Source organism: Caecibacteroides pullorum, assembly GCF_019239235.1.
In the GTDB taxonomy this organism is placed as follows: Bacteria; Bacteroidota; Bacteroidia; order Bacteroidales; family Bacteroidaceae; genus Bacteroides; species Bacteroides pullorum.
Genome location: NZ_JAAZTS010000002.1, coordinates 102,202 through 120,028, shown reverse-complemented (window position 1 = coordinate 120,028; position 17,827 = coordinate 102,202). Strand labels below are relative to the sequence as shown.

General features: G+C 45.6%; 16 protein-coding genes and 1 pseudogene. 12 read left to right on the top strand and 5 right to left on the bottom strand.

Going from position 1 to position 17,827, the window contains the following annotated elements; genetic code table 11:
• Positions 1 to 4: 4 nt before the first annotated feature.
• A complete protein-coding gene (locus HF894_RS02385; protein WP_204971121.1) occupies positions 5 to 691 on the top strand; it encodes a hypothetical protein in 687 nt (228 codons plus the stop codon).
• 193 nt (positions 692 to 884) lie between these two features.
• On the opposite strand, the gene HF894_RS02380 is transcribed toward HF894_RS02385, so the two are convergent.
• The 3 genes from HF894_RS02380 to HF894_RS02370 all read right to left on the bottom strand — a co-directional run bounded on the left by HF894_RS02380 (position 885) and on the right by HF894_RS02370 (position 5,545).
• Positions 885 to 1,592, bottom strand: a complete 708-nt coding sequence (locus HF894_RS02380; protein WP_204970958.1) for an ABC transporter ATP-binding protein — start codon at positions 1,590 to 1,592, stop codon at positions 885 to 887.
• 79 nt (positions 1,593 to 1,671) lie between these two features.
• Entirely contained in the window at positions 1,672 to 4,080 is a 2,409-nt protein-coding gene (locus HF894_RS02375; protein WP_204970957.1) for an ABC transporter permease, read from the bottom strand.
• 70 nt (positions 4,081 to 4,150) lie between these two features.
• On the bottom strand, positions 4,151 to 5,545 hold the full coding sequence (locus HF894_RS02370; protein WP_218417842.1) for a DUF4933 domain-containing protein: 1,395 nt from the start codon (positions 5,543 to 5,545) through the stop codon (positions 4,151 to 4,153).
• Positions 5,546 to 5,722: 177 nt separating this feature from the next.
• On the opposite strand from HF894_RS02370, the gene HF894_RS02365 reads away from it, so the two are divergent.
• Positions 5,723 to 7,108 carry a sigma-54-dependent transcriptional regulator gene (locus HF894_RS02365; protein WP_204970955.1) on the top strand — a complete coding sequence of 462 codons (1,386 nt, stop codon included), beginning with the start codon at positions 5,723 to 5,725 and terminating at the stop codon, positions 7,106 to 7,108.
• 38 nt (positions 7,109 to 7,146) lie between these two features.
• Entirely contained in the window at positions 7,147 to 8,514 is a 1,368-nt protein-coding gene (locus HF894_RS02360) for a sensor histidine kinase (RefSeq protein ID WP_204970954.1), read from the top strand.
• Between the two features lie 109 nt (positions 8,515 to 8,623).
• On the opposite strand, the pseudogene HF894_RS15340 reads toward HF894_RS02360, so the two are convergent.
• Positions 8,624 to 8,798: pseudogene (locus tag HF894_RS15340) on the bottom strand (IS982 family transposase); the annotation flags it as partial.
• A gap of 337 nt (positions 8,799 to 9,135) precedes the next feature.
• On the opposite strand from HF894_RS15340, the gene HF894_RS02355 reads away from it, so the two are divergent.
• The 5 genes from HF894_RS02355 to HF894_RS02335 all read left to right on the top strand — a co-directional run bounded on the left by HF894_RS02355 (position 9,136) and on the right by HF894_RS02335 (position 14,641).
• Positions 9,136 to 11,232 (top strand): ATP-binding protein, encoded by a 2,097-nt coding sequence (locus HF894_RS02355; RefSeq protein ID WP_204970953.1) that lies wholly within the window; start codon positions 9,136 to 9,138, stop codon positions 11,230 to 11,232.
• A gap of 68 nt (positions 11,233 to 11,300) precedes the next feature.
• The gene (locus HF894_RS02350; protein ID WP_204970952.1) at positions 11,301 to 12,218 is read left to right on the top strand and encodes a helix-turn-helix transcriptional regulator; all 918 of its coding nucleotides are present in this window, start codon (positions 11,301 to 11,303) and stop codon (positions 12,216 to 12,218) included.
• A complete protein-coding gene (locus HF894_RS02345; RefSeq protein ID WP_204970951.1) occupies positions 12,211 to 12,732 on the top strand; it encodes a 3'-5' exonuclease in 522 nt (173 codons plus the stop codon). Before HF894_RS02350 ends, HF894_RS02345 begins: the two co-directional genes overlap by 8 nt.
• 10 nt (positions 12,733 to 12,742) lie before the next feature.
• Entirely contained in the window at positions 12,743 to 13,972 is a 1,230-nt protein-coding gene (locus tag HF894_RS02340) for a PDDEXK-like family protein (protein WP_204970950.1), read from the top strand.
• 15 nt (positions 13,973 to 13,987) lie between these two features.
• Complete coding sequence (locus HF894_RS02335) at positions 13,988 to 14,641, top strand: metallophosphoesterase (protein ID WP_246593105.1); 654 nt, start codon at positions 13,988 to 13,990, stop codon at positions 14,639 to 14,641.
• A gap of 323 nt (positions 14,642 to 14,964) precedes the next feature.
• On the opposite strand, the gene HF894_RS15095 is transcribed toward HF894_RS02335, so the two are convergent.
• Positions 14,965 to 15,291, bottom strand: coding sequence for a DNA-processing protein DprA (locus tag HF894_RS15095; RefSeq protein ID WP_246593104.1), 327 nt, complete (start codon positions 15,289 to 15,291; stop codon positions 14,965 to 14,967).
• 526 nt (positions 15,292 to 15,817) lie between these two features.
• Between HF894_RS15095 and HF894_RS02325 the strand changes: the two genes are divergently transcribed.
• From HF894_RS02325 to HF894_RS02310, 4 genes are all read left to right on the top strand, one after another.
• Positions 15,818 to 16,048 (top strand): DUF6557 family protein, encoded by a 231-nt coding sequence (locus tag HF894_RS02325; RefSeq protein WP_204970211.1) that lies wholly within the window; start codon positions 15,818 to 15,820, stop codon positions 16,046 to 16,048.
• 120 nt (positions 16,049 to 16,168) lie between these two features.
• Complete coding sequence (locus tag HF894_RS02320) at positions 16,169 to 16,390, top strand: DUF6140 family protein (protein ID WP_204970210.1); 222 nt, start codon at positions 16,169 to 16,171, stop codon at positions 16,388 to 16,390.
• A gap of 5 nt (positions 16,391 to 16,395) precedes the next feature.
• The gene (locus HF894_RS15090; protein WP_246593103.1) at positions 16,396 to 17,181 is read left to right on the top strand and encodes a hypothetical protein; all 786 of its coding nucleotides are present in this window, start codon (positions 16,396 to 16,398) and stop codon (positions 17,179 to 17,181) included.
• A gap of 166 nt (positions 17,182 to 17,347) precedes the next feature.
• Positions 17,348 to 17,506, top strand: a complete 159-nt coding sequence (locus HF894_RS02310) for a hypothetical protein (protein ID WP_204970209.1) — start codon at positions 17,348 to 17,350, stop codon at positions 17,504 to 17,506.
• Positions 17,507 to 17,827: the final 321 nt, after the last annotated feature.

Genomic DNA, 17,827 nt, shown 5'->3' with positions numbered 1-17,827 from the left:
AACCATGAAACGCACCGATTTCTATTTCTGCCTGATTGTAGTGGCGCTGTTCGCACCTTTCGTCCTTTCCCCCAACCTGTATGCGGGCTATCAGTCGTTCAATGCCGAACACGGCATGGTGATGAGCTTCCTGAAGTTTGCCGTCCTCTCCACGCTGGGCGAGCTGCTGGGCCTGCGCATCAGCACGGGCCAGTACCTGCGTAAAGGGTTCGGCGTCCTGCCTCGTGCCGTCGTGTGGGGCGTGCTGGGCATGGGCATCAACCTGGCGTTCATCGTCTTCTCCACAGGTGTGCCTGCCGCGGCAGGCTACCTGGGCGTCGATGACCCTGCCGCCATCATGGCAGGCCCCGTCACCCCGAGCAAAGTACTGCTGGCCTTCGCCATCTCCGTCAGCCTGAACAGCATCTTCGCACCCGTCTTCATGACGTTCCATAAAATTACAGACACGCACATCCTGGCAACGGGCGGAACTCTGCGCGGCCTCTTTACCCCCATCCCGATGGGCGAGATCATGCAGAACCTGAACTGGCGGGTGCAGTGGGGCTTCGTGTTCAAGAAGACCATTCCGTTCTTCTGGTTCCCCGCCCACACCATCACTTTCCTGCTGCCGGGCGAGATGCGCGTGCTGTTCGCCGCCCTGCTGGGCGTGGCGCTGGGCGTGATACTAGCCGTGGCTGCACGCAAGAAGTAACAGCGAAACCAACCTCCGCAGGCCCTCGAAAGCCTGCGGACAGCTTTCCGCGCACCTCCGTACCCCTACGGAATCCTGCCGACAGCTTTCCGCGCACTTCCGTACCCCTACGGAACCCTGCCGACAGCTTTCCGCACACTTCCGTACCCCTACGAAACCTTCCCGACGATCGTCCGCAGCTCCACGAAGGGCTTCAGAAGCTTCCCGACGATCGTCGGCTGCTTTCCGTCAGGATAACGCCGTCCATCATGCGGATGATGCGGCGTGCCTCGCGGGCGTTCTCCTCAGAGTGAGTCACCATGACTACCGTGGCGCCGTCGGCGTTAAGCTCCTTCAGCAGGGACATCACTTCGTTGCCGTTGGCCGAGTCGAGGTTACCTGTCGGCTCGTCGGCCAGGATGATTTTCGGATTGGTGACAATGGCGCGGGCAATGGCCACACGCTGCTGCTGACCGCCGCTGAGCTGCTGCGGATAGTGCTCCGAACGATGGGTAATCTGCATGCGGTCGAGGGCTCGGTTCACGCGCTCCACACGTTCGCGGACGGGTACGCCGGCATAGAGCAGGGGCAATTCGACGTTCTCGAACACCGTCAGTTCGTCTATCAGGTTGAAGCTCTGGAAAACGAAACCCAGGTTGCCGTTGCGCAGGTCGGTGCGGTCGTTTTCCTTCCATCGGGACACTTCCTGCCCCATGAACCACAGTTCGCCCGAGGTAGGATTGTCCAGCAGGCCCATGACGTTGAGCAGCGTGGACTTGCCACAGCCCGACGGGCCCATGATGGCTACAAACTCACCCGGATAGATTTCCAGGTTCACTTCGTTCAATGCGGTTGTCTGCACGCTTTCGGTGCGAAATATTTTGGTCAGGCCCACGGCCTTGATTACGTTGTCTGTTTTCATATTGTTATTTTAGGAATTTAGGAGTGAAGAAATCAAACCGATACTTTAAATTCTTCATTCTTCATTTTTCATTCTTCATTTACTCGTATCTCAACGACTCTACCGGATTCTGCGACGCCTTGCGCCACGTCTGCCCAACGACCGTCAGCAACGTAATGGCCGCCGTCAGCAGACCGGCCAGCAGGAAGAGCCACCAGCTGATGGGCGTCTGATAGGCAAACTCGCTGAGCCAGTTGCTCATCAGCCAGTAACCCACGGGGCAGGCCACCACGAAGGCAATACCCACCCAGACGAGATACTCGCGGCAGAACATACGCACGATGCGGTCGGAATGCGCACCGTTCACCTTGCGGATGCCAATCTCCTTGGTGCGCTGCTCGGTGGAGAGCGCCACCAGGCCGAACACACCCATCATGGCAATGAGGATGGCCAGCACGGTGAAGAACAGCAACATGCGGCTCTGCTGATGCTCGCGGGCGTAGTTCTGGTTCAGCTTGTCGGAGAAGAACTGGTAACTGAAATCCTTGATAAAGGCATCGTCGCGCTTGGCAAACTCCTCGAACTTCTCCTTGATGAAGGCCAAGGTCTGCTGCCGCCGTTCGGGAGCTATCTTGATGTACAGATAGCTCAGAGCCTCGGGGTTGTACCAGATGTAGGCAGGCTTGATCTGCTCGCGCATGGACTGGAAGTTGAAGTCCTTCACCACACCCACGATGCGCAGCGGCATTCCCCACTCCGAACGGATTTCCATCCCGATGGGGTCGGCCACCTTCATGGCTCGCCAGGCCGTTTCGTTGATGACGGCGGTCTTGGTCTCACCCTGATCCCAGTAGTTGTTGAAGTCGTCATCCATCAGCTTGCCCTTCACCAACTGCATGCCGAAGGTCTTCACGAAGTCGCCGTCGGCCCACAGCTGCACCATGCGCACAGAGTCGGTGCGTCCGTCCACATCGGTCCACTCCACCTTGCTGCCGTCCTTGAAATTAGTGCCTTCGCCGAAGTTCTCGATGGGCGACGACATGGAGACACCCTTGATGTCGGGATTGCGCAGCAGCTCCTGCTTGAAGTCGCCTACGTTGTACCACAGGCTGGTATAAATGCAAACAATGTTTTCCTTGTCCAGCCCCATGTCCTTGTTCTGCATGTAGTGCAGCTGCTTGAAGACGATGCCCGTCAGTAACATCAGCACCAGGGCAATAACAAACTGCACGCACACTAATCCGCGTATCAGCCCGCCCTTGCGCCCCGTCTTGCGCCCGCCCTTGAAGGCCAGCAGCGGGTTGACGGACGAGAGATAGAACGCCGGATAGCTGCCCGCCAGGCAACCCACACCCACGATGCCGAAGAGCATGTAGAGCACCACGCTCCAACTCGCCTCCAATCGCAGGTCGGTCTCCATCACCCGGTTGAACAAGGGCAGTGTCAGCTCGGTCAGTGCCATGGCCAACACCAAGGCGATGCATGCCTGCACCATTCCTTCGGACAGGAACTGCCCGATGAGCACCCGTCGCTTGGCTCCCGTCACCTTGCGCACGCCCACCTCCTTGTAGCGCAGCGAGGCGCGGGCGGTGGACAGGGTAGTGAAGTTGAACGCCCCCATGAAGATGACAAGCACCGCTAAGGCGATGAACAGATAGACGGTGGAGAGGTTGCCGTGCTTCTCCACGTCGGGGTCGGCAAAACGGGTATGCAGATAGATGTCGTGCAAGGGCTGGAAGCCGAGACGTACGTTCTTCTCGCCACGGTCGGCCAGCAGGCGGCTCATGGCCTGCGCCTCGCTGCGGAGCATGGTCGATCCTTGCTTCATCTTGACATAGACGTGCATGCTTTCCGTGAAGGTATCCCAATCGATGCTTACGCCCCCTCTGCCATATGCATCCATCGACATGGCCATTTCAAAGCGGATGTGACTTTTGCGGGGAATGTCCACCACAGCCACCACCGTATAGACGTCGTTGGTGAAGCTACCGAACGAATAGGTCAGCTTCTGCCCTACGGCCGAAGACGAACCGAAGAACTTGCGGGCCAGTTCGGAGGAGATAACCACGTTGTTCGGGTTGTCGTTGATGCGTTGGGGAGTACCTTCCACCACAGGAAAGGTGAAGAAACGGAAGAAGGTGCTGTCCACGTAAACTTCGGTCACCGTCATCTTCTTTCCGCCCTCTGCCTCGTAGGAGTACTGATCGCCGTACTTGATGGCCGTGGCGTCCTCCACCTGCGGGAACTTCTGCCGGAAGTCCATGGCCAGTGTGCGCGGCAGGCGGGGCGACTCCTTCACCTCCCCGCCCGCTTCGCGGCGAAGCTCCGTCACACGATAGATGCGGCTGCCGTCGCGGAAGCAGTCGTCGTGCGTCAGTTCGTCCACCACCCACAGGTAGATGAGGAAGGCAGCCGTCAGGCCCAGCACAAACCCCATCAGGTTGATGGAGGAGAACAGCAGGCTCCGGCGGATGAGCCGAAGCGCCACTTTGATGTAATGTCTTAGCATAATTCTGTTTTTATTCGGGTTTTACAAATATACTGTTTTCTGTCGCTCCCGTCAAGGGGAGACTTTAGCGTCATTCCATCTGTACAACGACGATTTCCTCATCTTTCCATTGCTTCGACAAGGGCAAGTCGGGCAGCATCTCCTTCAGCCGCTTTCCTTTGAAGCAGGCAGCGGCCCGGTCTCTTATCGTCAACGAAGGCAGGAGAGAGAGTTCCTTCCCTTCTACCTGGAAAGGCAGGTTGGCGTAGGTGTATCGGCCATCCTTGTCGGTCCGTCCAGGCAGGCTGAAGAAGTCGCCCGTCTGTTTGTCGTACACCAGTGTATGAAGCGTCACTGTTCCCTGGGTGCGGGCATTGGGCGAATCGTAGCTGCGCGACAGTTGAACCAACAGGTATCTGTTTGTTTCTATCCAGCTGTTGACCAGGTAATATCCGTCGAGACTGTTATTCAGGCTACCCACCACATACTTGCCCGTGGGGCGTTTCAGGGGGCCGAAGTCCAACCGCCAGACGGCCTTGAGCGTGGAGGCATCCGTCAGCTCGTAGACGGTGTTGTCGTAAGCCATGCGTAGGCGGAGCTTCCCGTCATAATGATAGACGTCAGTATCCTCACCGCTTCGGTAGGTAGAGGTAGGCACGTAGCCCTCGGCATCGTTCACCGTGAAGCGGCACAGCGTGTCGCCCTTCTGCCCGAAGGTGCAGAGTCGCGAGCTGAAAGGTTCGGTCATCAGCCAGCCGCCAGCCGTGACGGCAAAGGCATTGCCCTGCGTCCTGCCGATGGGCAGCTTGCTGGGCAGGTGGTCGGGTGTCCACGGTTCGGCGGCTTCTGCAAGCACATCCCAGGGCAGGGTGGCGACTGCATATTCATAGCGGAGACGGTCGTCCGCTTCAGTCTCCTGACCGGCATAGAGTCCGCGAAGCTGGCGAGTGGAAGAGTCGTAGCCCACCTGGCTAAGACGCCGTTTGCTGCGTATGCCATATCCGATGCCGTCGCCCATCTTCATTTCGCTGATTTCCACTTCATTCTTGAAAAGCACCTTGCGCAGCTTCATGTCCTTGTCGAGCAGGCAGATACCTTCGTAGTCCGTCAGCAGCCAGCCGTCGTCCACGGGGTTCAACTCCGCACCGAGGCCGTATCCCTCGTAACCGGTAGGATGGAAGGTAAGGGTGCCAAGCTCATTGGGCTTCAACACACGTACATTCTTCAGGGCAGCAGGTACGTCGAGCACCTTGCCACCCGTACGGATCATGGTCGGCTGATACTTGATACCCGCGGGTGGGCAATAATCGGCAGCAAAGGTATCCAGAGTGGCAGCAGCCTGTTGGCGACGGGTTTCCTGTTCGGCAGCCTGTGTCTCCAGTTCCGCCACCGCCTCCTCCCGGCTCATACCCGGACGGCGTTGCCTGCACGAGATTCCTATAGCCAGCAGAAGTAAGGCCAGTAAAGGTAAAGAAAGTCTGTTCATCACGATATACAATGGATTTACAAAGAAAACAGGGCAATATCTGTGCCAAACCTTCAAACTGCTATTCACCAGCCGCTTATCATCGGATAGAGAGATAAAAAACGTCCGAATCCGTACACCAATCGCACGCTACCGTACGGCGTTTATTGAAAAAGAATACGTATCTTTGTACTCACCATGAAAAAAGGAAAGATACTCATCGTAGACGACAACGAAGATATTCTCTTCACACTGAAAATGCTGCTGCGCCCGCTGGCCGAACAGGTGACTACCCTCGACGACCCGCGCGAGATGCTGCCCCTGCTGTCACGCGTCAGGCACGACGTCATCCTGCTGGACATGAATTTCCGCCGCGACGCCGTCAGCGGGCGCGAAGGGTTTGCCTGGCTGGAGGAGATATTGAAACTCGACCCGCAGGCGGTGGTCATCTTCATCACCGCCTACAGCGACACAGAGAAGGCGGTACAGGCCATCAAGCAGGGAGCCACGGACTTCATCCCCAAGCCCTGGCAGAACGACAAACTGCTGGCTACCGTATCCGCCGCCCTGCAACTGAGTTTCAGCCGACACGAAGTAAAGGTGCTGAAAGAACAAAAGAAGACCCTTGAACAACGTGCCGAAGCGTTGGCCACGCCAGCCGAACCGACACACATCATCGGCGAGTCGGCCGCCATGCAGGCCCTGCTGCAAACCGTGCGCAAGTGTTCGGACACCGATGCCAATCTTCTACTCTTGGGCGAAAACGGCACGGGCAAGGACCTGCTGGCCCGCTACATCTACGAGCAGTCGCCCCGCCGCACGAGACCCTACATAGACATCGATCTGGGCAGCATCCCCGAATCACTGTTCGAAAGCGAACTGTTCGGCTACGAGAAAGGTGCCTTCACCGATGCCCGCCGCCCCAAGCCGGGACGTATGGAGGCAGCCACGGGCGGCACACTCTTCCTGAACGAGATAGGCAACCTCAGCCTGCCCATGCAGGCCAAACTGCTCTCCGTCATCGAGCAGCGGCGTGCCTCGCGTCTGGGCTCCACTGCCGCCTATCCCGTGGATGTACGGCTGATCTGTGCCACCAACACCGACCTCTATACCGCCATCGACCGCCGCGAGTTCCGTCAGGACCTGCTCTATCGTATCAATACCATCGAACTGCGTCTGCCTCCCCTGCGCGAACGGGGCGACGACCTCTTCTTGCTGGCCGACTTTTTCGTGCAACGCTATGCCCGCAAATATCACAAGGAGATAAAAGGTATCGGCCGCGAAGCACGCCGTCAGCTACAGCAATACCGCTGGCCGGGCAATGTGCGCGAGCTGGAACATGCCGTGGAACGGGCGGTCATCCTCACCTCGGGCCCGATGCTTGCCGCCCGCGACTTCCACCTGCAAAGCCGACTGACGCACGAACCGCTGGACGAGAAGGAACGCTACAACCTGGAGCGCATCGAACGCGAAAGCATCGACGAAGTGCTCCGCCTGTGCAACGGCAACATCACCCTGGCCGCCGAGATGTTGGGTATCACGCGGACGTCGCTGTATCGGAGAATTGAGAAGTATAAATTATAATGAATATGTCCTCTGTGGTGAACAAAAAATTCTGTCAGATGAAAACAACCTCTACCCTCTGGACCCGTATCCCCCTGCTGCTTACCGCCGCCCTACTGGCCTCGTGCCTCCTCACGGCCTGGATGGCGGTACACGGCTTCTATATCAACACGTGCCTGTCCGCCCTGCTGACGCTGGGCATTGCCTGGTCCGTCTGCCGGTATATAAAGCGTACATCACGCCTCATGGAGCAATTTATTCAGTCGGTGCGCTACTCTGAATTTCCCGAAGCCTTCGGCAGCAACCATACAGGTGGCCATCGCGGCCTGCCGCCTGAACTACTGGACAGCATGCAGGAGGCGCTGGAGCACTACCGTACCAACCTGCAACGCAAGGAAGGACGCCTGCTCTACTTCCAGGCCCTGGCCAACCACATCGACACCGCCGTACTGGTCTATACGCCACAAGGCAACATCGAATGGAAGAACGAGGCCGCTACCCGCCTGCTGGCTTCCGCCGTGGACGAACAGCAGGAAGACACCTGGGTACTGAAGGCTCCGAAGACCGTGGAAGACCTCCGCCTCTTCCATCCCGACCTGCCGCAGCTACTGCGTGATCTGCATCCCGGTTCACTCCACGTAATACAGGTACACCGGCAGGAAGAAGGCACGCAACTGGCCTTGTCAGGCCTGGAATTCATCCTGCAAGGACGAAAACTGATCATCGCCAGCCTGAAGAACATCCATTCGGCACTCGACACCCAGGAGACACTGGCTTGGCAGAAACTGATACGGGTGCTGACCCATGAAATCATGAATTCCGTCACCCCTATTGTCTCCTTAGCCGAATTGTTGGGCAAGCAAGTAGACGGACTGGAAGGTAATGAACAGGAGAAGGAAGACATGCGGCAGATGCTTGCCACCATTGCCCGACGAGGGAATGCGTTGACCCGCTTCGTAGGCAGTTACCGGGAGGTGTCGCACCTGCCCCCACCCCTGCTGCAACCTCTCGACGCTACAGCCCTGCTGGAAGATGTCGTCCGCTTCATGCAGACCGAAGACAACGACCTGCACCTTACACCGCCCCCTGCCCCGCTCCGACTATTGGCCGACAAAGGACAGGTGGAACAGGTGCTCATCAACCTGATCAAGAACGCTCGCGAGAACGAAGCCCGTTGTATCACCCTCTCTGCAGGTGTCACTCCCACCGGACGTATCTTCCTCCGCGTGACAGACGATGGCACCGGCATCGAGCCCGAAGTGCAGGAACGTATCTTCGTCCCCTTCTTCACCACCAAGCCCGGAGGTTCGGGTATTGGCCTCACGCTGGCCCGCCAGATTATGCACCAGCACGGCGGCACCATCGACGTGCGTTCCTGTCCCGGCGAGGGAAGTGTATTTACGTTGCTGTTTCCGTACAACCATTAATCGGAAGCCATTCTTTCACAGACTATATTATACAGAGAGAAGTTATCTTACCCTGTCATTAGTATTGTCCACGAGATATAAGATTGTGAATATTAATCTGATATCCCTATAATTCTGTAAACAACAAAGGCTTACTGTTAATACCTACAGCTTTGATGTCAAATTCAATACCATAACTTCAACATCTAGGAGTTTAGGAACTACCCCCTTTGGGAAACATTTCCTGATTCATAGACTAAATTACCAGCTACTTGGTTACATATGTTCAGAGATTTTCCGAATATTAGAGTTTATACAGAATAAGGGATAGAGCTATTGGCTATCAATACCCTAAAACCTTATTCTATATAACGTCTATTGTATATAAGTTATGCATACTATATTTGTTTATAAAAGTTTAGACATCTTTAATTTATTAAGTTTCAATGATATGCGCAACTTCCTATTCACCAATCTTTTATCAATTTAACTCCGTCAACACGTTAGCAATATAAATGTTATGAGAAAATTGCAATAGAAAACTATAAAATAAGTTCTAGAACAAAATTAATTGCTTTTCTATATCTATGCCTAAATTTAGCATAAGTACTTATGCAATTTTGTGGCATAAAACAAAATGATATGGAAAAAACATTGATACAGTTGATTAAGGCAGTAGCCTCAAAGCTTCATGAGAGTAAACTTAAACGATTGGGTGGTAAAGAAATGCTATTGTCTCTGAATTGTCTTAAAGAACTTTTAGGTTTAGACAATAAAGAAGAAGTAATTATTTTTACAGCTTTATTCGATCGTAGCTGCAGTGGAAGAAGTTGTGATATTGATGATATTGCATCATACTTTGATTGTACTCAGTTGGATATCATGGAGTATGTCCCGGTTATTAAATCATTATTGAAAAAAGGTTTTATAGTTCAGACAAATCTAAGTGAATGCCGTATAGCACGCCAGGATTATATGGTTACCAATTATGTTATAAATTGCATATTGGAGAATATCAAGCCGGAATGCCGTAAAGCACGAATGCTTGACAAAGAGTTTGACAGGTATGATTTCTGTAAGCTTGTAGATTCACAGATTCAGGATAGTGATGTGACTGCTGAAGCATTGTTTCAGTTTATTGAAACACTAGAGCAGGATAACCATGAAATGCAAATCGTTAAAGATTTGAAGAATACTATAACTGACATCCAGTCCCGTACCCTTTTCTATGAAGTATGTTTTGATTTTTTCAATCAAGATGGAGACGGACGTTCTTCATTAAACAGAACTCTTTCTGATATGTATGAAGTGTTTGGATTGCAATTTCGCGAACGTAAGCTTCTTGTTGAAGGTACCCATCCATTGATAAAAGCAGATTTGATTGAACTGTCAGGAGACAATAGTGATATCTTTCTTACAAACTGTGGTAAACACTTGTTCTTAGGAGATGATTATGGTGCATTTGGTCAACAGTATTCAGAACTCAATCCATATTCTTTTGCGCGTAAGGTTAAAGATTATATCTATAGTCGTGAACATGACATAGAAAAGAAACAGGCTCTTTCAAAATTAGCCATAAGGATAAAAAATATGGAGAACTATAATTCCAATCTTACATGTATCAGGAAGATAAAAGAACTGGTATCTGAAGAAGATTATCGTGCATTGTTTTATATGCTCTGTGATGCCTGTGCCAATAGCGATATAATTAATATAAGCCGTGAATTAGCCAGACTTTATCCTATTAAGGAAAGGAATGAGAATATAAAACTTTTCAAGGAAGAGAAACATAAATTACAGCGTCTTGATCTTGTGGAAATGGTTACCATGAGTAGTCTGTTCGGAGAATACACGGTTCTACAATTGACTGATAAAGGCAAGCTCCTTTATTTTGAAGATGATGCAGAACTTTTTATTGAAAAAGTTGACAGGAAAGATCTTATTTTATCTTCTGAGATAAAAGAAAAGAAACTCTTCTTCTCGGGTAGAGAAAGTGAACAACTCTCATTAGTTGGCGAAACCCTTTCAGAAGTCAATTATAAATCACTGGTTGACAGACTTGAATTAAAAGGATTACCTAAAGGAGTTTCCATACTGCTATATGGAAATCCTGGAACAGGAAAAACTGAATCTGTTATGCAATGGGCACGGGAGACCGGTCGTGACATTATTCATGTAGATATAAGTGCTTCCAAAAGTGTGTGGTATGGCGAAAGTGAAAAAATAGTAAAAGACATATTCAACCGATACAGAAGATTATGTAAACGCTCCAAGCTGAAGCCAATATTACTTTTCAATGAAGCCGATGCTATTTTTTCAAAACGTCGTGACATATCCTCGGGTAACAGCGTGGATCAGACAGAAAATACCATCCAGAACATCCTTCTTGAAGAAATGGAAAAACTTGAAGGGATCCTTATAGCCACTACTAATCTTTCTGATAATCTTGATAAAGCCTTTGAAAGAAGATTCCTTTTTAAGATACATTTCAGTAAACCGTCCGTAGAAGTGAAGTGCAATATCTGGCTCAATAAAATGCCGACTCTGAATTATAATGATGCGATACAGTTAGCTTCGCTTTATGATTTCAGTGGTGGTGAGATCGATAATGTTGTACGTAAATATACTATGATGGAGATTATTAATGGTAAAACACCTTCTTTTGATACTATTCAAAAGCTTTGTAAAGAAGAAATAATAAATCTGCCTTATAACAGAATCGGTTTTACCCAATATTAAAATAATTCAGTCTATATTTGTGAATTTCAGATAGAATACATGTCTTTTAAAAAGATAAAACAAAAATCATGGCAGCAAATAAATTTGGACGGTATGTATGGCTTGTGGACTTAATCAGATGTCATCCATATATAACATTTAAAGAAATAAGTGACAAATGGGAAGACTGTGGATTGGGTGATGGCAAACCATTACCATGGAAAACATTCATGAATCATAAAGATACTGTACAGACAATCTTTGATATAATCATATCATGCGATGCCAAACGTGGATATGGATACTATATAGAAGATGCTGATTTATTAGAAGGGAATTCCTTTCGTTCATGGCTGATAGATTCGTATGCTACACTGAACCAGCTTCAGGCAGACAGAAAGTTGGAGAAACGCATCTCATTCGAAAAGATTCCTTCAGGGAATAAATATTTACAAACCATACTTCAGGCTATGCATCAGAACTCTGTAGTGGAGATAACCCATCAAGGCTTTGGCAGGTCTCATGCAAGCACGTTTCAAGTAGAACCATATCATCTTAAGGTCTATAATCGCCGTTGGTATCTTATAGGATGGTCTGTATATTCAGAGGAAATAAGGACATACGCACTTGACAGGATTCTCAATGTCAAAGTTACGGATATAACATTTAAACTTCCGGAGTCATTTGATATAAATGAATATTTTGAAGGATGCGTAGGCATTATAGCTGACGGAGATATTGATATTGAGCGTGTGGTAATTAAGGCATACGGATGGGCAAGAAAATACCTAGCTACTTTACCTATACATGATTCTCAGCATGAAATTGCATCTGATGATGAATCTACTACATTCGAAATGACAGTCCGGCCTACATACGATTTCCTTCAAACATTGCTCCAACAGACAGACCATATAGAAGTTATCGAGCCACAATGGGTAAAGGATGAAATATGCAGGTTTGCAGAGAATATATTGTCTTACTATAAAAAAACAAATAATGACTGATAAATCAGATATAAATTTCATAGCAATAGACTTTGAAACGGCTACCTCCAAACGTGCCTCAATATGTGAGGTGGGAATCTGTGTAATAAGACACGGAGAAATAGCAGAGACCCGTTCATGGTTGGTACGCCCGGAAGACAACCGTTATCAATATTGGAACATAAAAGTACACGGTATCCGACCGCATGATACAGAAGATGCTCCTGATTTCCGTCAAGTATGGGAAGAAATAGAACGGACTTATCTGGATGAGTTCGATACTTTTGTAGCTCATAACGTACCTTTCGACAGAAGCTGTTTGCATCATTCTGCAGAACTCTACCGAATTCATCTGCCTGAACTGAAATGGATATGCTCTTTGCAGATGGCCCGAAGGATTTATTCCTTTGGATGTAATTCGCTGGATTATCTTTGTGAACAGTTGGGAATAGAGCAAGGTACACACCACCGTGCCGGTGATGATGCGGAAATGTGTGCGAGGCTGTATTTGAGAGAAATAAATGATAAGAATTAATATATTTAGTATGGAAAAGACAATTCAAACCTTACTTGGTAAAATAGGAGAATTACAGAAAAAACAAATATTCAGACAAACTGAGGTAAGTAAAAGAGGAGAAAATTTTAATGTATTCAATGTACTTGGCCTTTGGAGTGAAGAAGTGCGTTTACATTCAGCCATGCTTGCCGAATTGCTAAATCCGGAAGGAAGCCATGGATGTGGCGATGCTTTCCTTGCTGCATTTTTAAGGGTAGTTTTGTATAATGACGAAAAGATACATGACCTTAGCAAAGCTATCATTACAACAGAATATAATATAGGATGTATCAGTGAAGATGGCATGAGTGGAGGACGTATTGATATACTTATTGAAATGCCTAATGAATCAAGGCTTCCTACTCTTATAATTGAGAATAAAATTTATGCTGGAGATCAAGCAAATCAATTACGCAGATACTATAACTGGGGACTTGGGCACTTTTATTCTCCTGATAAATTCAAAATATTATATTTAACCCTTGACGGCAGCAATCCATCGTCAGACTCTATAGGGAAAGGTAAGGATTTCAATTATGAAACAATATCGTATGCGAATAATATAAGAATGTGGTTAAAGAAATGTGCATCAATAGCATACGATAAACCCAAAGTAAGAGAAACTATCATTCAGTACAATCATCTTTTAGACCAAATAACAACATCTAATATGGAAGATAAAAATTTACTTGTAGAAGAAATCGCTTCTAACAATGATTATTTAAAAAATGCAGTTTTACTTTGTTCACTTCAGAATGAAATAATTAAAAAAGCCATTATGGGACCCATCAGACAGGCTTTGGAGAACATTCAGAAAATCGCACAAGATAGAATTAGTCCTTTGACTGTAGAATTTGAATATAGTAGCTTTAATGAAAATGGAGGCAAACTTGATTGGGGATTTAATTATATCATAAAAGAAGCAGATAAAATAGTTCAATTAGCATATGTTTTTGAAGCAGGATTGAAAACTATATACTATGGTATACCTAACCAGGGAACTAGTCATGATTTCCTTGTAAAGCAACCGGTTTTTAGAAATAAAAATGAGATTTGGGTTTTAGGATGGGAATTGATGCCTGACAAATACCAGAACTGGAATGGGGGCAATTTATATAACATATTAGAGGAACTAACAAGTGGTGCATTTGAATCTTCTGAGTTTTATAAAACTATAATAAACAGTATAGAAAAGACATCTGAACTATTTAAGATATAATCCGACTGAATATAAATGCAATATCTTGACTTATCATATAAGGACGATTTTGTAGTAGTATGTGGCGACATTCATGGCGAGTTTGAAACGCTCGCCTTCAATGTCGCGCGAAAAGGAATAGAGAATGCAATTGTCATTGTAGCCGGGGATTGCGGATTCGGATTCAATAAATTGGCATACTATGATAATCTGTATAAACAAAAACTGCATAGGAAGTTGGAAAAGCAAAATGTTCTTTTGCTCATGGTACGTGGCAATCATGACGCCCCTTTGTTCTTTGATAAAGAGCTGATTGACTATCCGTATATGAAAACCTTGCTAGATTATACCATCGTACACACAAAAGGTCACAATATCCTGTGCGTGGGCGGTGCCGTTTCCATTGACAGGCAGTTCAGACTTTCTCAGATGGACTATAATCAGATTCTCGGTAAAAAACGGTTGCCTTTGTATTGGAAAAATGAGTCTTTCAAGTATGATGAGGAACAGTTGCGGATTCTTGATATAGAAAATATAAAGATTGACACGGTAATCACACATTCAGCTCCAGATTTCTGTCCTCCGTTTGTCAAGAGGGATATGGAGCATTTTTGTGCTAATGATGATAGCCTTGCTTCCGACCTGGATAAGGAGAGGAAAGATTTACCCGGTTGTATGAATGGCTCATAGAAAACGGGCATCCTCTTTCCAACTGGTTTTACGGGCATTTCCATGCTTCCGCCAAGAGTTTGGATAAAACTACCGGAACAAGATTCTGTCTGCTTAATATCCAGGAACTGGCAATGTTGAAATAATCACAAAGGATGAAGTTTGGGTAAATCGGCCGGTAAATCGGCTTCATCCTTTTGATTATCATTTTGGGACAGATTGAATAATCTTTTGTTTATATCCATAGATTCCTACTAGTAATCGATAAATAACTGCATACCCTCTCTGATACGTTCACGTTTTTCTTTCAATGTCATATTCTACTGCATATATATTCTTGGTCCCTAAATATTTTTAGCAAACTGCACAGCATACATGGTTCCGCTTTCAGGTGAGGATTGTGCTACAATTACTTTTTGTGAAAGACCAATCTGTAATCTGCACCGTTCTACCAATCTTGTAGGATTTGCTTTAATGCCAAACGGATATTCTGTGATAATTGCTCCTCTATTGTTTACCATTTCTTCTTGTAGGATCTTATTATTGCATTTAGGATGAGTGATATTCAAACCGGAAGCTACAACTACTATTGTCTTACCACCTGCCTGTAAACAACCTTTATGGGCTGCAGTATCACAACCCAATGCCAGTCCACTTACAATAACCATCATTTCCAAGTATATCCAGTAAACATTTAGGATATAGTTCACAGTGAAATGGAATAGTTGTTATTCCTTCTTTATTTTGTTGCTCTAATATAAGTTTGCATCTTTCCCTAGTATAATCTTGCATTTGAAGGCAAAGCAAATCTTCAACTGAAAATCGCAAACCTCTTTTACTGGTATTGCTATTTATGTTCATATCCATACAATTACACTGATGCAAAATAACATTACCAATTATGCTATATTGGGGAATAATAAATAAAAAAAATATTTATGCTTTAATTGGGCATACCGCTTTTAATAGATTTGCAATAAATAAAAGATATATTTATGAATTTCAAAAATTTACTTGAACAATACAGTTTTGAGGATATATTCCCAAATTTCATGAAGTTGTGGAAAATAAATGTTCCAGAATGAACTGTTAGATAATGATGGGGGGAAGAAAATATATTATGGCATCCAATCATTAAACGTGAAACCTTCAGATTATTATATACTGTTGGTTTGCCGATGGGAAAGATGTAGTCCTATGATTGATATGAACTGTTCGGTTTATTCAAAAACAGACTGTCAACTTGTTTGCCCTATGGCAGAATATCCTTCATGGGAAGGAATTATAGGTATGGAAATAGTCATTGATGAAGATGTTTCTATAACATCCAAAGAACTTACAGCGGGGTTGTTATGGGAAATCACATATTATGGCGGTACTGAAGAAATGTCAAATGAGAATCGGAAGCAGATATTTAATAGAAATTGAGATTAATGTAGATAATATTATTTTTTTTGTTACTATTCCTCAAATTGGCATATTGGTACCTATATATTTGTCTGTATAAAAATAATGAATAAGATATATAACTTTTAAACTTTATGTATTATGTCAAAAGTATTTAGAGTAATTCCAAAGAGAGTAAAGAAAACAAATGGAACAGTTTTGACTCCGGAAATGGAAGTAACCGTTACTACACAACAGCACACTACCGATCCGTTCTATAACGGTGCCAAGGAAATTAAGGAAACATACATGCGCCTGTATGGATTTGATTATCAGAAAGCATGTTGCAGTAAAAACGATTTTGAATTTAAGAAATTGGATTAGTTCAGATGAAGATTTCCCTGACATCATTGTTTAAAAAGAATAAAGTAAATTCTGCAAGTCAGATATTACATGAAATTTCTTTCAATAAAAATTTCATGAAAACGGCTCTTTTAGTTATTTCATTAAAGAATAAGGTTATAGATGAAGCGCTTAAAGGCCCTATATCTGATGCTTTGAAAAGGGTTGGGAAAAAGGTCGAAAAACAGTATCCTTTTTTACATGTAGATTTTCATGGTTTTTCATACTTTGAAAATTCATATCAGATAAGGCATTTCCGTTATCGGATAAGTAATAAGAAAAGGGTTCTATGGCTTACATACGAATTTAATAATAAAGGTGACTTTGCAATTTATTATGATTTTCTCGAAGAATTTTATGACATTCACCCATGTACAGGTAAAGAATGGATTTGGGGGACAGATTGGCTACCAAAGAAATATAGAGACTGGAATGAAGGAACCCCTTGTCAAATTATGGAAGAACTATCAAATAATAATGTTGATGATTCGTGTTTCTGTAATCTGATTTTTGATAATCTCATGATGGCAGCAGTTGGATTTATAAACACGGAGGACAGGGTGTTTGAAATAATTCCGAAACGGATTAAAAGGACAAGTGATGCAGTGTTGACTCCTGAAATGAAAGTAATCGTTACTACAAATATTCATACATCCGATCCGTTCTATAATGGTGCTGAGGAAATAAAGGAAGCATATATGCGTTTGTATGGATTTGATTATAAAAAAGCATGTTGCAGTATGGATGACTTTGAATTTAAAAAATTGGATTAGAATTTATGGAGAAAGTAAATGAAGTATTTTGGGAAAAGGAACTGACTTCAACTTCTGCATCCAAATAGGCCGATTTTACGCAGTGGACAATCCTGGTAATGAAGCAAACTTAAGCCAAATATTTAATTCCGAGTTCTGTAATATTAATGGTTAAAATAGCACACAAATGAAGAAGATAGCTGATTGGTATCAACAAATTATGATTAATGTAATGAAACGTTTGACTACAAAAGACATATTAATAATATTAGTCATCACAATAGTCCTTTTAATTATTGCAAAACTTACCGGCGAAATGTCATCGGAAAGATGGTTGAAAATTTAATCGGTATAATCATGAAAATAGTAGGGAAACTAAATGTCACCTATCTGATTTATAAAAGTGAAAATAAATGAATACAGGCTATTCTAGTTTCAGATTCTAATTTGTTGTATACTTGTAAGACTATGAAAAGATTTTATAAGCACAATATTGGGTGTAAGTATAGATAACCCTACTATTTTCTGCCTTAACATGCACTATCCTCCGAGATACTTGACTTGATTTGTTACTTGACAAGATGTTAGGATAATAGACTAGGGCTGATTGAAAACCTTAACTATTTCTAGTTTAACGGTAATGCCGATTTACGGAAAGTAATTTTCC

Bases quoted from the DNA above. Each gene is read 5' to 3' on its own strand.
- HF894_RS02385 (WP_204971121.1), top strand. From the start codon at position 5: ATGAAACGCACCGATTTCTATTTCTGCCTGATTGTAGTGGCGCTGTTC.
- HF894_RS02380 (WP_204970958.1), bottom strand. From the start codon at position 1,592: ATGAAAACAGACAACGTAATCAAGGCCGTGGGCCTGACCAAAATATTT.
- HF894_RS02375 (WP_204970957.1), bottom strand. From the start codon at position 4,080: ATGCTAAGACATTACATCAAAGTGGCGCTTCGGCTCATCCGCCGGAGC.
- HF894_RS02370 (WP_218417842.1), bottom strand. From the start codon at position 5,545: ATGAACAGACTTTCTTTACCTTTACTGGCCTTACTTCTGCTGGCTATA.
- HF894_RS02365 (WP_204970955.1), top strand. From the start codon at position 5,723: ATGAAAAAAGGAAAGATACTCATCGTAGACGACAACGAAGATATTCTC.
- HF894_RS02360 (WP_204970954.1), top strand. From the start codon at position 7,147: ATGAAAACAACCTCTACCCTCTGGACCCGTATCCCCCTGCTGCTTACC.
- HF894_RS02355 (WP_204970953.1), top strand. From the start codon at position 9,136: ATGGAAAAAACATTGATACAGTTGATTAAGGCAGTAGCCTCAAAGCTT.
- HF894_RS02350 (WP_204970952.1), top strand. From the start codon at position 11,301: ATGGCAGCAAATAAATTTGGACGGTATGTATGGCTTGTGGACTTAATC.
- HF894_RS02345 (WP_204970951.1), top strand. From the start codon at position 12,211: ATGACTGATAAATCAGATATAAATTTCATAGCAATAGACTTTGAAACG.
- HF894_RS02340 (WP_204970950.1), top strand. From the start codon at position 12,743: ATGGAAAAGACAATTCAAACCTTACTTGGTAAAATAGGAGAATTACAG.
- HF894_RS02335 (WP_246593105.1), top strand. From the start codon at position 13,988: ATGCAATATCTTGACTTATCATATAAGGACGATTTTGTAGTAGTATGT.
- HF894_RS15095 (WP_246593104.1), bottom strand. From the start codon at position 15,291: ATGATGGTTATTGTAAGTGGACTGGCATTGGGTTGTGATACTGCAGCC.
- HF894_RS02325 (WP_204970211.1), top strand. From the start codon at position 15,818: ATGATTGATATGAACTGTTCGGTTTATTCAAAAACAGACTGTCAACTT.
- HF894_RS02320 (WP_204970210.1), top strand. From the start codon at position 16,169: ATGTCAAAAGTATTTAGAGTAATTCCAAAGAGAGTAAAGAAAACAAAT.
- HF894_RS15090 (WP_246593103.1), top strand. From the start codon at position 16,396: ATGAAGATTTCCCTGACATCATTGTTTAAAAAGAATAAAGTAAATTCT.
- HF894_RS02310 (WP_204970209.1), top strand. From the start codon at position 17,348: ATGAAGAAGATAGCTGATTGGTATCAACAAATTATGATTAATGTAATG.